This is a genomic window from Psychrobacter sp. M17(2026) (assembly GCF_055699815.1).
This window is the reverse complement of record NZ_CM146741.1, coordinates 607,637-622,078: the sequence shown is the minus strand read 5'-3', so window position 1 is coordinate 622,078 and position 14,442 is coordinate 607,637. Positions and strand designations below refer to the sequence as shown.

The 14,442-nt window shown below is 43.2% G+C and carries 11 protein-coding genes; 3 read left to right on the top strand and 8 right to left on the bottom strand.

Annotated elements, in window-relative coordinates:
• Positions 1-207: 207 nt before the first annotated feature.
• The 7 genes from ACR63T_RS02630 to ACR63T_RS02600 all read right to left on the bottom strand — a co-directional run bounded on the left by ACR63T_RS02630 (position 208) and on the right by ACR63T_RS02600 (position 8,006).
• Positions 208-2,256 carry a hypothetical protein gene (locus ACR63T_RS02630; protein ID WP_472784683.1) on the bottom strand — a complete coding sequence of 683 codons (2,049 nt, stop codon included), beginning with the start codon at positions 2,254-2,256 and terminating at the stop codon, positions 208-210.
• Positions 2,257-2,376: 120 nt separating this feature from the next.
• Positions 2,377-3,054, bottom strand: a complete 678-nt coding sequence (locus ACR63T_RS02625; protein WP_472784682.1) for a hypothetical protein — start codon at positions 3,052-3,054, stop codon at positions 2,377-2,379.
• A 163-nt stretch (positions 3,055-3,217) separates the two neighbouring features.
• Complete coding sequence (locus ACR63T_RS02620; protein WP_472784681.1) at positions 3,218-4,213, bottom strand: Xaa-Pro aminopeptidase; 996 nt, start codon at positions 4,211-4,213, stop codon at positions 3,218-3,220.
• Positions 4,214-4,407: 194 nt separating this feature from the next.
• Positions 4,408-4,893, bottom strand: coding sequence for an META domain-containing protein (locus ACR63T_RS02615; protein WP_472784680.1), 486 nt, complete (start codon positions 4,891-4,893; stop codon positions 4,408-4,410).
• Positions 4,894-5,349: 456 nt separating this feature from the next.
• Positions 5,350-5,472, bottom strand: coding sequence for a hypothetical protein (locus ACR63T_RS02610; RefSeq protein WP_305899603.1), 123 nt, complete (start codon positions 5,470-5,472; stop codon positions 5,350-5,352).
• Between the two features lie 192 nt (positions 5,473-5,664).
• Entirely contained in the window at positions 5,665-6,759 is a 1,095-nt protein-coding gene (locus ACR63T_RS02605; protein ID WP_472784679.1) for a lipase secretion chaperone, read from the bottom strand.
• A 164-nt stretch (positions 6,760-6,923) separates the two neighbouring features.
• Positions 6,924-8,006 (bottom strand): esterase/lipase family protein, encoded by a 1,083-nt coding sequence (locus ACR63T_RS02600; protein ID WP_472784678.1) that lies wholly within the window; start codon positions 8,004-8,006, stop codon positions 6,924-6,926.
• A gap of 359 nt (positions 8,007-8,365) precedes the next feature.
• Between ACR63T_RS02600 and map the strand changes: the two genes are divergently transcribed.
• Complete coding sequence (map, locus tag ACR63T_RS02595; RefSeq protein ID WP_472784677.1) at positions 8,366-9,157, top strand: type I methionyl aminopeptidase; 792 nt, start codon at positions 8,366-8,368, stop codon at positions 9,155-9,157.
• A gap of 119 nt (positions 9,158-9,276) precedes the next feature.
• Positions 9,277-12,024 (top strand): [protein-PII] uridylyltransferase, encoded by a 2,748-nt coding sequence (glnD, locus tag ACR63T_RS02590; protein ID WP_472784676.1) that lies wholly within the window; start codon positions 9,277-9,279, stop codon positions 12,022-12,024.
• Positions 12,025-12,240: 216 nt separating this feature from the next.
• On the opposite strand, the gene ACR63T_RS02585 is transcribed toward glnD, so the two are convergent.
• Positions 12,241-12,855 carry a hypothetical protein gene (locus ACR63T_RS02585; RefSeq protein WP_472784675.1) on the bottom strand — a complete coding sequence of 205 codons (615 nt, stop codon included), beginning with the start codon at positions 12,853-12,855 and terminating at the stop codon, positions 12,241-12,243.
• Positions 12,856-12,962: 107 nt separating this feature from the next.
• Between ACR63T_RS02585 and dapC the strand changes: the two genes are divergently transcribed.
• On the top strand, positions 12,963-14,249 hold the full coding sequence (dapC, locus tag ACR63T_RS02580) for a succinyldiaminopimelate transaminase (RefSeq protein ID WP_472784674.1): 1,287 nt from the start codon (positions 12,963-12,965) through the stop codon (positions 14,247-14,249).
• Positions 14,250-14,442 lie beyond the last annotated feature (193 nt).

The following is a 14,442-nucleotide window of genomic DNA, read 5'->3' as shown; positions in this document are numbered from 1 at the left end:
TTAGGCAATAAGAAAATTCAATAATAGTGATTAAAATTAGCTAGTCTAAAATAATGTTAAGTGGTTTGATATTTTTAGACTAGCCAACTTAGTTAAAACATAGCAGCATTTACGAACATTAAAGTAGCCGTAGGGTGCGTTTCACGCACCGATAATAAGGTTTTAGTTAACCATCGGTGCGTGCAACGCACCCTACGTCACCACAAACTAATCATCATGCTCAGCAGACACGTTATCTGCTTTGCTATCGTTATTGCTACTAGCATGCTGATTACTCTGATTGCTTAACTTACTCGCCATCATGGTATTAATAATACCGCTTAGCGTATCTGACTTACCTGCAAGGCCATCAATGGCTTTGCCGATAGATAGTGACTTGGCAAAGTTATCAAAGAAGTGCGCCTCACCACCAACGATATCGATTTTGGCTTTTTGTAGCGCTACTGCTAACACTTCAGCATTCTCTTTAGCGATCTCTTTACCAGCTTCGATAGACGCCATTGCTTCTTGTAGTGCAGTCTCAAGTCCCATACGGAACTCTTCGTGCTCGCGAGCTGCAGGACTCATGCTACCCATAGCATTGAATTTCTCAACCAGACCATCAGCTTCGGCTTGGAAATGGGCGCGAGTAACTTCGGCTTTAGCCAGACCGACTTCACGCTCAGCTTGCGCGTTGGACTGACCACGAGCGGCGATGACCTCAGAATCTGCCATGCCGATATCTCTTTGCGCCTTGGCGTTTGACTCACCGCGAGCGGCGATAACTTCAGCGTCTGCCATACCGCGTTCGCGATCTGACTGGGCTTGCGCTTGACCTGTGGCTTTTATAACATTGGCTTTGGCAATGCCTTCTTTTTCAAGCGAAGATGCTTTAGCTTCTTGAATAGCCGCCTCAGCAAAACCATGTGCTGACTCTTCAGCCTTAATACCTTCAGCTAGTCGCACTTTAGCTTCTGACTCTTTTGCTGACGCTTCTAGATTAGCATTGGCAAGGGTCGTGATTTCGACCGCTTTGTGCTTAGCTGCCATCTCATCGGCTTCGGCCTTTTTGACTTGACGGACTTTGATCTCTTCGGCGTCTGCTTCAGCCGCTAAGACACGAGTTTGTTTCGAGCGATCCGCTTCACTGACTTCACGAACTTCTTTGATGCGCTCTTCTTCTTGCGCGACCGTTTTATCAACAGCAATACGCTCACGAATGACGTTAGCGATTTCTTTTTTCTCAAGCTCAATAGCGCGTTCTGCTTCGATACGTTGCAGATCGACTTCACGCTCACGCGAGACGATTTCTAAATCCTGTGCGCGCGTCACTTTTTCTTCTTCAATGATCACGGCACGCAGACGATTCTGTCCAGCAACTTCGATTTCACGCTGCTGATTCTCACGCTGAATAGCCAGATCTTGCTCAACTGAGATAATGGCGGTTTCAGACTTTTTACGCTCTTCTTCTTCAATCTTGCGCGTTTCGGCAGTTTCACGGGCAATGACTGATGATATTTCACGATGTTGTTTGGCCTCGGCATCAGCTTGTTGGCGCTCAAGCTCTAGCATTGCCTCGACAGTCTCAACGTTTTTCTTCTTAACCGCAAGCTCTTCGTCACGCTCAAGCTCATTGGTAATGACGTTTTGAAAAGCGGTCAACTGAGTGATCTTTTTGATACCCTCAGCATCTAAAATATTGCTCGAATCAAGCGATGCCTTTGGCGTTTGCTCTAGATAATCAATCGCTACATCTTCTAGGATATAACCGTTTAGATCATTGCCTATTTCCTTGACGATACTGTCACGAAACTCGCTACGGTTCTCAAATAGTTTGACAAAATCAATCTGCTTGCCGACGGTTTTTAGGGCTTCTGAGAACTTGGCATTGAACAGCTCATTGACGGCTACTTTGTCAGAGGCGCGTTCAACGCCAACTGATTTGGCAACCTTTAACACATCTTCTTCGGTCTCATTGACTCGCAAGTAAAAGGCGACAGTGATATCAGCACGCATATTATCGGCGCAAATAAGACCTTCTTTACCACGGCGATCGACTTCTAAGGTGATCAACGAGATACGCATTAATTCTTTTTTATTGATGATCGGCCAAATAATACCGCCATCAAAACGTACGTCAATCTTGCTCACGCCGTTGATGATCAGTGCTGTGCCCTGCTCAACCTTATAATAAAACGCTTTGAGCATCAAAAGCATGACCATAAGAAAGCCAAACGCCAGCACCACTATGACGCCAACGATAATAAGTGTGTCCATAACTATTCCTTTAAGTTAAACCGTCAAACTAAATTTAAGATTACTAATTATTTATTTGCTTATTTGCCTATAAGTAGATAGACAGATAGATCAATAGATTGCGTGCTTTTATTCATATAATCAGTCTTTAACCGCAGTAACGCGGTAGGCGTTGGATTCATCTAAGTACTCTACTAATACTACCTTATCGCCTTGCTGCAGGGGTTGTTTATCACTACTGATATCTGGCCGGATTCTAAGGATGAGTCCTGCGCCGCCATCGTTTAGTTCCGCTTCACCATGAATATCTGTCACTGACAAGGTGCGCACAATAGCGATTTTGCCAATATTATTTGCAGCAATGCGCTTAGGAATCTTGGCAAATTTTTTGCGGATAGGTGAGATAATAACGCCCGTTAGCCACATGGAGACGACGAGTACTAGTATTAATGCCCCTGTACCAAAGACATAGTACAAGATGCCTGAATCAAAATACTGATGTAATAGGCTAGTATATAGATAGCTGAGTAGCCAACCGATCAAGCTGACTAAGCTAAGTATGATGATTAGCGGTACGCCATAGAGACCGAATTTGAGCAGCAGACCAGAAAAAACGCCCGCTGAGGATATATCACCACTATTGTTACTCACATCTGCGCCAGCATCGCCCCCCACATTACCTAAGTCTACCGCGTCCATATCTGCCATGCCGAGCAAGGATACCAGCCAATATAAGGTGACAAACATTACTAAACCCGTAAAAACGAAAGTCGGATATAGACTGATTTTGGTCATAAAAATTAAGAAAGACTCTTGCATTGTGTATTCTCTTTTTGTCACCTGACTCTATAAGTTATAAGATATTTTGAGTGGTGATTTTACACTGAATAAAATCAACTTATGTTTCTTAGTTAGTGATTATAGCGAAAATAATTCAATAATACTTATCAATCGCAGCTAGTTATATTCAAAAGATTTGTTTTTAACGTCCCCATACGGGCGAACGTACCAAGCTATGAGATTGACTATTGCCAAGTTTGCTACTAATAATATAGCTACTGCCACTAGCCAAAGAGCGTACTACTAAGCTACTACCCGTCTGTCCATTTATTTTGCTATTTTGCATAGCGTAGACCACATACTGAGCGCTCGGTGAAAAGCGTGCTGGCTCATCGAGACCAGTTTCCGCTAGATAAACAACTTGTTTATTACGCAAAGTCATAACGGCAGCTTGACGACCATTAAGGTAGCTTATAAGCTGACCGTCTAGACTTAACTGAGGACTGGCGGCATAGCCATTTGCTGATAGTAGTGCGGCATTGCCAGTTGCAAAGGTATAACGATAGATGCTAGGTCGCCCCGCGCGTACTTTGTCACTGACATAGACAAAGCTCTGTCCATCGGGCGCATAGCTTGGCTGCACCTCTGTGCTGGATAGTGTCGTCAGCTGCTTGGTTATGCCAGTCGTTAGCGAGCGCTCATAAATATCCGCATTACCACCGACTGATGAGCTATAAAGTAATCGCTGTCCATCGGGTGAAAAGCTAGGTGATAAATTACTGCCATGAGCATCGACTATTAATCGACGAGTTTGCTTACTGTGATCATAGATGTAGATAAAAGGGTATTGGCGCGCAGGCTGTTTACTATAAGCCAGCCTTTGACCGTCAGCTGACCACGCAGGCGCATAAATATAACCATTGAGCTGATCGATCAGTCGTCTATCGCTACCATCAGGACTAATACTGTAAAGAGTAGAAATCTTCGCTGCGCCAACGCCTTGCTCCTCAACATAAGCGATACGCCCTTGGCGATCTATCACTGGCATTTGCGCAGTTAGTGGATTGCTTGTCATACTATTGTTAGATACGGCTTTACCAGTCGTCATAGTCTGACAACCTGTTAGAGCCAGAACAGTGATTATTGTCGTTACGCTCAGTGTTATCGAGCTATTGATTGTGCGGCTAGTATTAGTCATGTCAAATCTCGTGAAGCCAAGAATTTATGAGCAACATGCGTTCAGGTTTTATTTACGAGCGCATTATTGGTAAAGCCTAGTGTAGCCTAAAAGTCAGCAAATTTTGAATAAAAAAATGCCTCACTAATTAGTAAGGCATTTATAAACAGTCTTATACTAAAACAGTATTAAGCTAAATAAAAAATACGGTCAGCTTATTTGTTAACTGCTTTAAACTGTGCAACTTGATTAGCATTGCTGATGGTTAGCGTAGGCACATTGTTAGCGCCAGTACTGAAGCTATATTTACCTTGAACAGTCGCCATAGTAGCGGTATCAAAACTTGCTTGTGGCTCAGGGCATGCCATCATAGTAGACAAGACATTACCCAACACGACATTGCCATTTACGACAGTGTAGCTAGCGCCCATATTATTACAAGTATTGGCAAAAGTAACACGGTCATTGCCACTATCTTTAAAGAATTTTAGTGTTAATGGCTTAGCTGGATCAAAGAATAACTGAGCTACTTTTTGTCCGTTAGCGCGCTTAGCATCAACCAATTGCCAATCATAAGATTGTAGCGTGTTAACTGTGATAGGTTGAGTCACTGGTGCAGTCACCGTTGGGCTTGTCTGACAACCTGCCAGCGTCCCTACTGCCAATACACTAGCCATCATAACTTTGGTCACGTTTTTCATATAAAACCCTCTAATTATTAAAAGACAATTAAATTGAATGTGTATGTCTGTTAAACAATGCCGCTATTATGGACTGGCTAATCATTATTGTCATGCAGCCTTGTGTATATGCTTTATTCATACATTGTTCTGACCTATAGGTGTTTTGCTATTACCTCTTGCTACTCATAGCATTACCTGCTAACTGTTTGACGCCACTCTCAACTTAAAATAACCTTTAATTTTAGTAGTCTAAAATCGGTTTAAAACAAATCTCTAATTTATAACATCATTGAAATCAATAACTTAAAAAATTAAGAGTAAGGTGGTTTAATAATTATTTATCATTTGCATAAAAACCCCATTTATTAAAATGAGGTTCTTATTGGCAAAGCCTAAGATTTTTTAGTGATTGTAGCTATTAACCACTATCTGATTTAACAGTCATCTGGCCTTACAATTAAGCCATTTATCATCTTATATGACATCTGTACCCGTTATGTCTGGCTGCTGAGTCGGCTGTTTGGTAAGCGACTGACAACCTACCAGTAAACTTGCCATTACAATACCTGTCATTAATACTTTGGTTATGTTCTTCATAAGAGCTCCTGAGGGGATTAAATTAATCATTAAGTTAGATCCATCTTTACCAAAAGCTATGTCACTGATGCCTTATTGACGTCAAAGGCATAGCTTTGTGCTACTTAATATTTAGCATTTAATACAGTAGCTTTATTTCTGAGTTATTGCTATCCCTTATTTGGCTTTTTTGTAGGGAGATTAGGAGAGTTATTACTTGTCTGCTTGCATAGCGCCATAAGCCTCTAAGCGCTTACGCTCAGCATCATTAAATAGCTGCTGCTCTAACTGCGTAATCTGCGCTCGAGCTTGTGCGTTGTCAGAATTTTGTGTCAGTATGCCTTGCTTTTGGGCTTGATACTGATCAAAGCGCTGATCGAAGTTGGCATCCTCGACATCGACAGTCGCTAACCTGCCAGCAGCGGCCTCGCCAACTAACTTACGGCGCATATTATATAAAGCTTCAGCACTAGCGCCTTGTGCTTTCATCTGCTCAGTGCGGGTTATCAGCTCGTTTAAGTTAGCTTGCTGCTCGATGTTTGCTTTGATAGCATTATCAGACATACGGCTGATGTAGTCTTGTCTTGCGGCGGCCTTTTGGGTGCTAGAGAGCTGCCCATCCTGCTCAATAGTGAGCATACTAATACTATAGTCATCATAAGTATCGTCTGAGCCAAAAAACGCAGTAATCGTTGCCTGATCAAAATTTTGCTGGCGAGCTTTGGTAATATCTTGGCGACGCTGGGCAATCATATTGAGATCAAGTTTGCCATCTTGGGTGGCTTGCAATTGTAAATTACCGTAGCTCGCTTCTATTTTTGACAGCTGTTTTAGGTAGATGACGTATTGATTAAAGATTGCAATGGCTTGGCTGGCAGCAGGTTCTGGGGTGTGATGACGGATGTAACTCTCCACACGTGCAAGAATAGTCGCCTCATCCTCCTCTCCTAGCGCCGATAAAAAGTAGTCAAACAAGCGCCGTAACCCTTCGGTGACAACCAACTGTTTGTTTTCATCGATGATAATCTCACCATCAACTTGTGTCCCCTGTAATGAGGATGGCAGCCGCTCTAAACCAGTGGTAAATTCAGTATTGTTCTGCGTCGATGAGACCTCTAGTCCTTTATAAGGATCAGACATATCTGTCATTGCGTTGCTAGATCCGTTATCGACTGTCACTGAGGTGTCGGCTGCGACATCGGCATCACTTTGATCAGGTCTGAACCACAGAATAACGGCTACCGTGATAGCAACGATGATCGCGATAGTGATAAGCGAAAAATAGGGAATGCGATGTTTATTGGGCATGATCGAGATACCTTATTTTATAAATTAGGTACAGTACGGTTCTAAAGTTTCAATGATATAAGCGCCGTTATGTATTAAGTTTGATATATAAAAATCAGGGTCAACTCAGTTGACCCTGATTTTTACAACAGCAATAGATTCAAAGCGGTAGTCTGCTTATGATTTTAAAGACTCGCGTTTTTGAGGCGATTGACCTGCGCACGATAGACAGATTTGGGTTCAGAGCTACCCCATGCTGTCAGACCTAATACTTGGTCTGCTGAATCTAAATGATTCATTCTATAGTCATCACGGATCACGTAACCTAAACGACTTGAGCATTTCGAGACTAATCCATCATTAGCCTCAAAAAGAAACGGAACGCTGGTTGCTGCTAGCAAATAATCGCTGGGATCAAGCGCACTTGTCAGTTGTCCAACACCACTGAATGAGTAGTATTTGATGCCGTTGACTGCAGTGTCGGCTGGCTGACCACAATAACTCGTTGGCATGGCGGCTGGGAATTTTGCATTGAAGGTAGCAGCGCCGCTAGTAGATAAAGCGACCAACGTTTGCCAACCATCTTGCTCTTGTATTTCGTTATAGCTAATACCAGAGCCGATATCGGTAAAGCCGCCAATCAAGTGAAACAGACCCGCAACCAGTTGCGTGCCTAGATTGAGCTGATCGCCAGAGTTATCATCGTTACTTGGCTCAAGCGTGGCTTTGACAAAATCTGCCGTTTTTGAGCCTTGCTCTGGGCTTGAAACGGCCGTTACTGAAGCGACGTATCTTGGGGCAACACCAGCGACATAGCGAATATCAATACCGCCTTGACTGTGTCCCAATAGATTAACTTTAGACTTGCCTGAGATCGCTGAGATTGTTTTGACTTGCTGTAGTAGCTGCTCACCACGAACTTCACTATTATTAACGGCTGACGTTTTGGTGGTATATACCTCTGAGCCACCTCTTACTAGCGCTCCAGGGATGCCATTAAAGTAGTCAATGACGCCAAACATTGACGTGAAGCCGCCAAGTCCATGCGCCATAACCACAGGATACTGAGTTTTGGTATAGCTTGAGGTAAAATATTGACTATCGACCAGCTGGCAACCATTCGCATTGGCGCAGTTATAATGCTGTCCAGCGGCTTGAGCAGAAGTGGTTTGCATCGTCATGAGGAGTAGACCAGTACCTAGAGCACCTAAGGTCGGTAAAAATTTACTTGGTGAGATCGCAGCAGAAAAATAAGCGTTCAGCTTCATAGCAACTTCCTTGTCGTTGTGACGGTATGGTAGTTTTTGTACGAACCTATTTAAAGTACGACCATTTACAAAGCAAATAGCACATAGCACATAGCACATAGGGTATCAAAAACAACTATCAATCCATTTGATAGTGATGCTTACATTACTTGTAAATTCCGTAACATTCAACTGATAATCTAGCTTAGTGAATATAAACAGATGACCGTTTAGTCAATTGTAAACATCTGATTAGTAAGCTTCTTTTGAAATCTATATTAAAGTCATCGTTATAGCATCAATTATATAAATCATGCATATATGCTATAATTTGATGTGTTCGATCAACTTATATTTTCATAACGATAAGATTAATAATAATGATTAAAAAAACTTTAATTCAGTCTCCAGAGGCTATCGAAAAAATGCGTATTGCTGGTAAGCTTGCCAGCGATGTCCTTGTGATGTTAGATGAGCACGTCAAGGTAGGTATCAGTACCGAAGCGCTCAATCAACTCGCTCATGATTATATCGTTAACGTACAAGAGGCTATCCCTGCGCCCCTGAACTATAACGGCTTCCCAAAATCTATCTGCACCTCAGTCAATCATGTAGTGTGCCACGGTATCCCAACAGAGAGCAAACTGCTCAAAGACGGTGACATCATCAATATTGATGTGACTGTTATCAAAGACGGCTACTATGGAGACACCTCAAAAATGTGGATCGTCGGCAATGGCTCTATCATGGCTCAGCGTATCTGCAAGGTTGCCCAACAAGCACTATATGCGGGTATGAGTGTCGTAAAAGATGGCGCGCGTTTAGGTGATGTTGGCGCCGCTATTCAAGCGGTGGTTGAACCTGAGCGTTTTAGTATCGTTCGTGAGTTCTGTGGTCATGGCATCTCTAATGAGTTTCATCATGAGCCACAAGTCATGCACTACGGCAAAAAGGGCACTGGCTTTGAGCTTAAGACGGGCATGACATTTACCATTGAGCCGATGATTAATGAGGGTAAATGGCAGACTAAAATCTTGCCAGATGAATGGACGGCAATTACTAAAGACCGTAAGCTCTCCGCACAGTGGGAGCATACGATGGTCGTCACTGACAATGGCTGTGAGGTATTCACTACTCGCCCTGAAGAAGATTTGAGTTTTTTGACGCAGTAGCTATACAGAAACTGATAGTATAAAGGATCGCTTAGGTGGTCTTTTTTTTGGTAGTCTTTTTTTTAATTTTATTTTATGCTAATTTTTGATTCACTCGATCATCAAAATGGAAATTATTCATGTTCACTTGCGATGTTGCTTCGATTTATATTACGCCATTACCTGCGTTAATACCGCCTGATGGGACAACAAATACGCCCTTGTTAGTGGTTAGTGATCCTACTAGAGCCTCACTGCTTGGCATTCCTGAATGGCTTGCTCAAATAAATGACGACATCAGCCGAGCGCTTGAACGTGGTATTAATATTCGTCAGCTGGTAGCAGCACGCGCCTGTGCCATTGATGAGCTGCTCATTGCGATGTTTTGTTGGTTCAAGCTTGATGAAACTGATTTAGCGTTTTTTGCGACTGGCGGTTATGGGCGTGGTGAGTTATCTCTACACTCTGATATCGATATTTTATTATTGTCCCCACAGGATATGAGTAATGAGGTTAGCGCTAAAATAAACGCTTTGGTAGCGATGCTGTGGGATGTTGGACTTGAGCCTGCTTTAGCGGTACGTAGTATCGTTGACTGCTTGGAGGCCGCAACAGACCATACGGTCGCAAGCACCCTGCTTGAGGCACGGTTTTTAGTAGGCAATGAGGATCTGCAAGACACGCCAACTGATATCGTCAACCAGCTTTGGTCACAGCTCGATTTTTATGAGGTAAAAATAGCTGAGGCTAAGACGCGCTATCTGCGTCATAATGCCACGGAATACAATCTTGAACCCAATATAAAGACCGCACCAGGTGGTCTGCGTGATATCCATATTATCGGCTGGGTAACTAAACGCTACTTTCGAGTTGGTAAGCTTTATGATTTAGTGCAACAAGACTTTTTGACCGAAAAAGAGTTCGATGAGCTCAGCTTCTCTGAAAGCTTTTTATGGCAAATACGGCACTATTTGCATGAGATGACGGGACGCAACGAGAACAAATTATTATTTGATTATCAGCGTGATATCGCCCAGCGTATGGGTTATGAGACCCAGCCCGATGATGAGCCAAATGCGGCGGTTGAGCGCTTCATGCGTGATTATTATCGTTGTGCGATGCAGATATCGACGTTGTCTGAGATGCTCATCAATCACTACTATGAGACGATTATCGAGCCTCTACTCCCCTCTGATGAGCGACCTACCAAACAATTATTAAACGCGCATTTTAATAAAATAGGCAATCAAATCGCCATCTCGCATCATCGGGTTTTCGCCCAACACCCTGAATCAATTTTAGAGATGTTCTTATTAATGGGTCAATACGGTATCAAGAATATCCGTACGCATACCCTACGCGCGCTGAAGATTGCCGCGCGTGGTATCGATCAGACCTATCGGGATAACCCTGAGCACCAAGCGCTGTTCTTAGCCAATCTAAAAGAACAAAATTATCTGTTTCATCGGTTGCGGGCGATGAACCGTTATGGGGTACTCGGCAATTACATTCCCGCTTTTGCGCAAGTGACGGGGCTTATGCAATACGATCTATTCCATCGCTATACCGTCGATGCGCATACGCTGTTTTTGATTCGTATTTTGCATCGCTTTACCGATCCGAGCTTGCAGCAAGAGTTCCCACTGGTCAGCGCTTTGTATCAACGTATTGAGCGCAAAGAGATCTTGGTACTAGCCGCGATGTTCCATGATATTGCCAAAGGTCGTGGCGGCAATCACAGTCTGCTTGGCGAAAGTGAATCTATTGAATTTTGCTTAGCTCATGGTATGAGCGAGGCCGATGCCAATCTAGTGGGCTGGCTCACGCGCTATCATTTATTGATGTCGTTGACCGCCCAAAAGAAGGACATCTCTGATCCTGAAGTGGTCTCCGTGTTTGCCGATCTCATCGGTAACGTGACCCACCTCAATCATCTGTATGTATTGACCGTTGCAGATATGAATGCGACGAACCCTCAGCTTTGGAATAGCTGGCGGGCAACCCTCATGAAGCAGCTCTACTCGCAAACGCGACGTATACTGCGAGCTGATATCGACGCGCCAACCAACCGTCAAGATATGATCAGTGCCACGCGCAAGCAAGCGCAGGCTTTGCTAGATGACGTCGATAATCAGCGGATGAATCGTGATGAAGTGCTCAGTCTATGGGATGACCTAGGCGATGAGTACTTTTTGCGTGAGCTTGCTGAGGATGTCTTATGGCATACTGAAGCGATCCTAAATCATCCCCCAGTTGGGCGTGCCTCTGATGCCCAAAGTACACCTTTGGTGGTATTACGTGAGCATAGAGAGCTGGCATTAGATGCGGTACAAGTGTTCGTCTATACTCAAGATCAGGCGAATTTATTTGCGGTGACTATGGCAGTATTTGATCAGATGAATCTTGATGTATTAGATGCACGGATCATTACCGCAACGCGCGACTTTGCGCTAGACTCTTATGTGCTATTAGATCGTAGTGGTACGCTACTGGCTGATGCTGATAGTCAACAGGAGCTCAAGCAGCGACTCATCGATGCTTTTAAGAATCCAACCGTGCCTAAGCTGACCCAAAAGCGCTTGCCACGTCAGCTACGACATTTTGAAGTACCAACGCAGATTAGCTTTGAGTTTAATGAGGCTTCTAATCAGCATATTATGAGTTTGCAAACCCTTGATCAGCCAGGATTACTTGCCCGCGTTGGACAAGTATTTTTACAACAAGGGATTGAGGTACATGCAGCGCGTATTACCACCTTAGGGGAGCGTGCTGAGGATATGTTCTATCTCAGCGATCAAGAAGATGCGCCTTTGACGCCAGCCAAGCTTGAAACGCTAAAGCAAGCATTGATTGATTGTTTAAGCGTATTGTCTGATTGCCTAGAGTGATTGATTACCGCTAATATAGGGCGTGTCCCTAATCTGAATGTATAGGACTAAATGGGCTAAAAAAGGCTAAATAATGTTGGCAGGGCGGTGTCAAATAGCTCATCAATATCTCGATATTAATAGCGCTATTATCCTAGCCCTGCTGCAATTTCGCTCATTTTTATCACCATTTTCAAATTGAGGACACGCCCTAGTAAGTTCTAAATACATTAGCGTTCAAACAAGGCTTTTATAAAGTATTTCATCGGCATGCAGAGTAAGCTCATCATCAGCCAAATCAAGGGGCAAGGCAAGCGTGTCTCTAGCGTGCTGCGATAGAGATAAACGCCCTCTACCTACCTCTTGCTGTAGCAAATGATACAAGCTGACTAAGTGCAAATGTGAGGCGTACTGTTGATGGATAAGCTGTAAAGATAGTGGAGAGCTACTGTGCACCTTATCAAAGAGGCTATCAGTGGCTAATATCGTCATCTCGTTGAGCGTTTGCTCAGTTGCTAACTCCTCTTTATGGATTTTTATCTGCATTTTTTTAGCCATGCGCTCTTTCAATAAAAGCATGATTAAGAAAATAGAGGTTTGTAGCGCAAAGATAGTCAGGTATTGCCACAATGTTAATTGCACCGATAACAGCTTGCTGAGTAACATAACTATAATCGCGACGACGACATAGCTGACCAGCTGCCACAGTAACCACATCATTAAGCTTTTTTCACCATACCAAAAAATCTGCCGCTCTTTAAGTACAATAAGACGCTGACGTAAAAGCCACCAATGCTGCTCGTGATGTCTTAGCTGTCTATAAAACTCAACATTACCCATATCAGTACTCAAAATTTTAATCATTAAGATAAGATGTCTTTATGATTACTGCTAAATAAACTTTCTTGACCATAACTTTTCGTTATAATTTATGTCTGCTAATTATAATAAGCCTAACTATGAATAACAACTTGAATAACCTGCATCCTTACCCTTTCGCCAAGATGAGTCGTCTACTTGCCGATAGTACGCCAAACCCCGCCTATCCTGAGATTAAGCTCGGTATTGGTGAGCCAAAACACACACCACCAAGCTTTGTGCTGGACACATTAAAAGAAAATTTGGACAGTATAGCTCGTTATCCGACGACTATAGGCAGCTTTGAGCTGCGTCAAACCATCGCTCATTGGCTTGAGAAGCGTTTTTTTTTGCATCATGTCAATCCCAATAGCGAAGTATTACCTGTCATGGGCACGCGTGAAGCGATCTTTAGTTTTGTACAAGCAGCGATTGATACGAGTCGCCTAAACCACAAAATTAGCCAAAAAATTAGCCACGAAACGAATCAGCCAAATAGTTCACTGCCGACGTCAAAAGATGTGGCGCACGTTGAGCCGAGACCTATCGTAATAATGCCCAACCCTTTTTACCAGATTTACGAAGGTGCAGCCATTCTAGCGCAGGCAACGCCCTACTTTATACCTTGCAGCTCAGAAAATAGCTTTAAAGAAAACTATCGCAGCGTTCCTATAAGTGTTTGGGAGCAGACCCAACTACTATTCGTCTGTAGTCCTAATAATCCAACGGGCACCGTGATGACTATGGAGGATTGGGAACTGCTGATTCGCTTATCTGATCAGTATGATTTTATTATTGCTAGTGACGAGTGTTATAGCGAGCTGTATTTTAATGAGCCACCTATTGGCTTATTACAAGCTTGCGCTAACCTAAGCCGTGATGACTTCAAAAACTGTGTGGTCTTTCACTCTTTATCAAAGCGCTCAAACTTGCCAGGTTTGCGTTCAGGCTTTATTGCAGGAGATGCTGACTTGCTTGCGCCTTATCTACAATATCGTACTTATCAAGGCTGTGCCATGCCGATACCTCATCAACTCGCCTCTATCGCCGCTTGGCAAGATGAGAGACATGTCATACAAAACCGCGCACTTTATAAAGAAAAATTTGCGTTATGGATGCAGGAGCTAGGTCAGCTTTTAGATCTGCGTATGCCTGAGGCTGGGTTTTATTTTTGGATAAAAGTCCCTGAAGCGTTCAATGGTGACGATGAAGTTTTTGTCAAAGCTCTGTATGAGCAGGTGCATATCTATGCTTTGGCTGGCAGCTACTTATCCCGTGAAGTGCAGGGCTATAATCCTGGCAAAGGCTATGTCCGTATCGCTCTTGTGGCTAGTATTGAAGAGAATCTAGAGGCCATTCGTCGCATACGTAAGCTACTTAGTAATTAATACTAATCATAGAATGATTCAGATCACAAAGTGGACTAAAACATAAGGGCGTTTGAATCATAAAAACTATAGCCATAAAACTATAACCACAAAGTTATTAGGGATAATGCTATAGTTAAGCTTTATTCCTTTTTATTACTATAGCTTCTGCTACTACAGACCTCAATTCTACAAAAAGCGCTCAAGGATGCTG

Bases quoted from the DNA above. Each gene is read 5' to 3' on its own strand.
- ACR63T_RS02605 (WP_472784679.1), bottom strand. From the start codon at position 6,759: ATGCCCAATAAACATCGCATTCCCTATTTTTCGCTTATCACTATCGCG.
- ACR63T_RS02615 (WP_472784680.1), bottom strand. From the start codon at position 4,893: ATGAAAAACGTGACCAAAGTTATGATGGCTAGTGTATTGGCAGTAGGG.
- ACR63T_RS02625 (WP_472784682.1), bottom strand. From the start codon at position 3,054: ATGCAAGAGTCTTTCTTAATTTTTATGACCAAAATCAGTCTATATCCG.
- ACR63T_RS02620 (WP_472784681.1), bottom strand. From the start codon at position 4,213: ATGACTAATACTAGCCGCACAATCAATAGCTCGATAACACTGAGCGTA.
- ACR63T_RS02610 (WP_305899603.1), bottom strand. From the start codon at position 5,472: ATGAAGAACATAACCAAAGTATTAATGACAGGTATTGTAATGGCAAGT.
- ACR63T_RS02630 (WP_472784683.1), bottom strand. From the start codon at position 2,256: ATGGACACACTTATTATCGTTGGCGTCATAGTGGTGCTGGCGTTTGGC.
- map (WP_472784677.1), top strand. From the start codon at position 8,366: ATGATTAAAAAAACTTTAATTCAGTCTCCAGAGGCTATCGAAAAAATG.
- glnD (WP_472784676.1), top strand. From the start codon at position 9,277: ATGTTCACTTGCGATGTTGCTTCGATTTATATTACGCCATTACCTGCG.
- dapC (WP_472784674.1), top strand. From the start codon at position 12,963: ATGAATAACAACTTGAATAACCTGCATCCTTACCCTTTCGCCAAGATG.
- ACR63T_RS02600 (WP_472784678.1), bottom strand. From the start codon at position 8,006: ATGAAGCTGAACGCTTATTTTTCTGCTGCGATCTCACCAAGTAAATTT.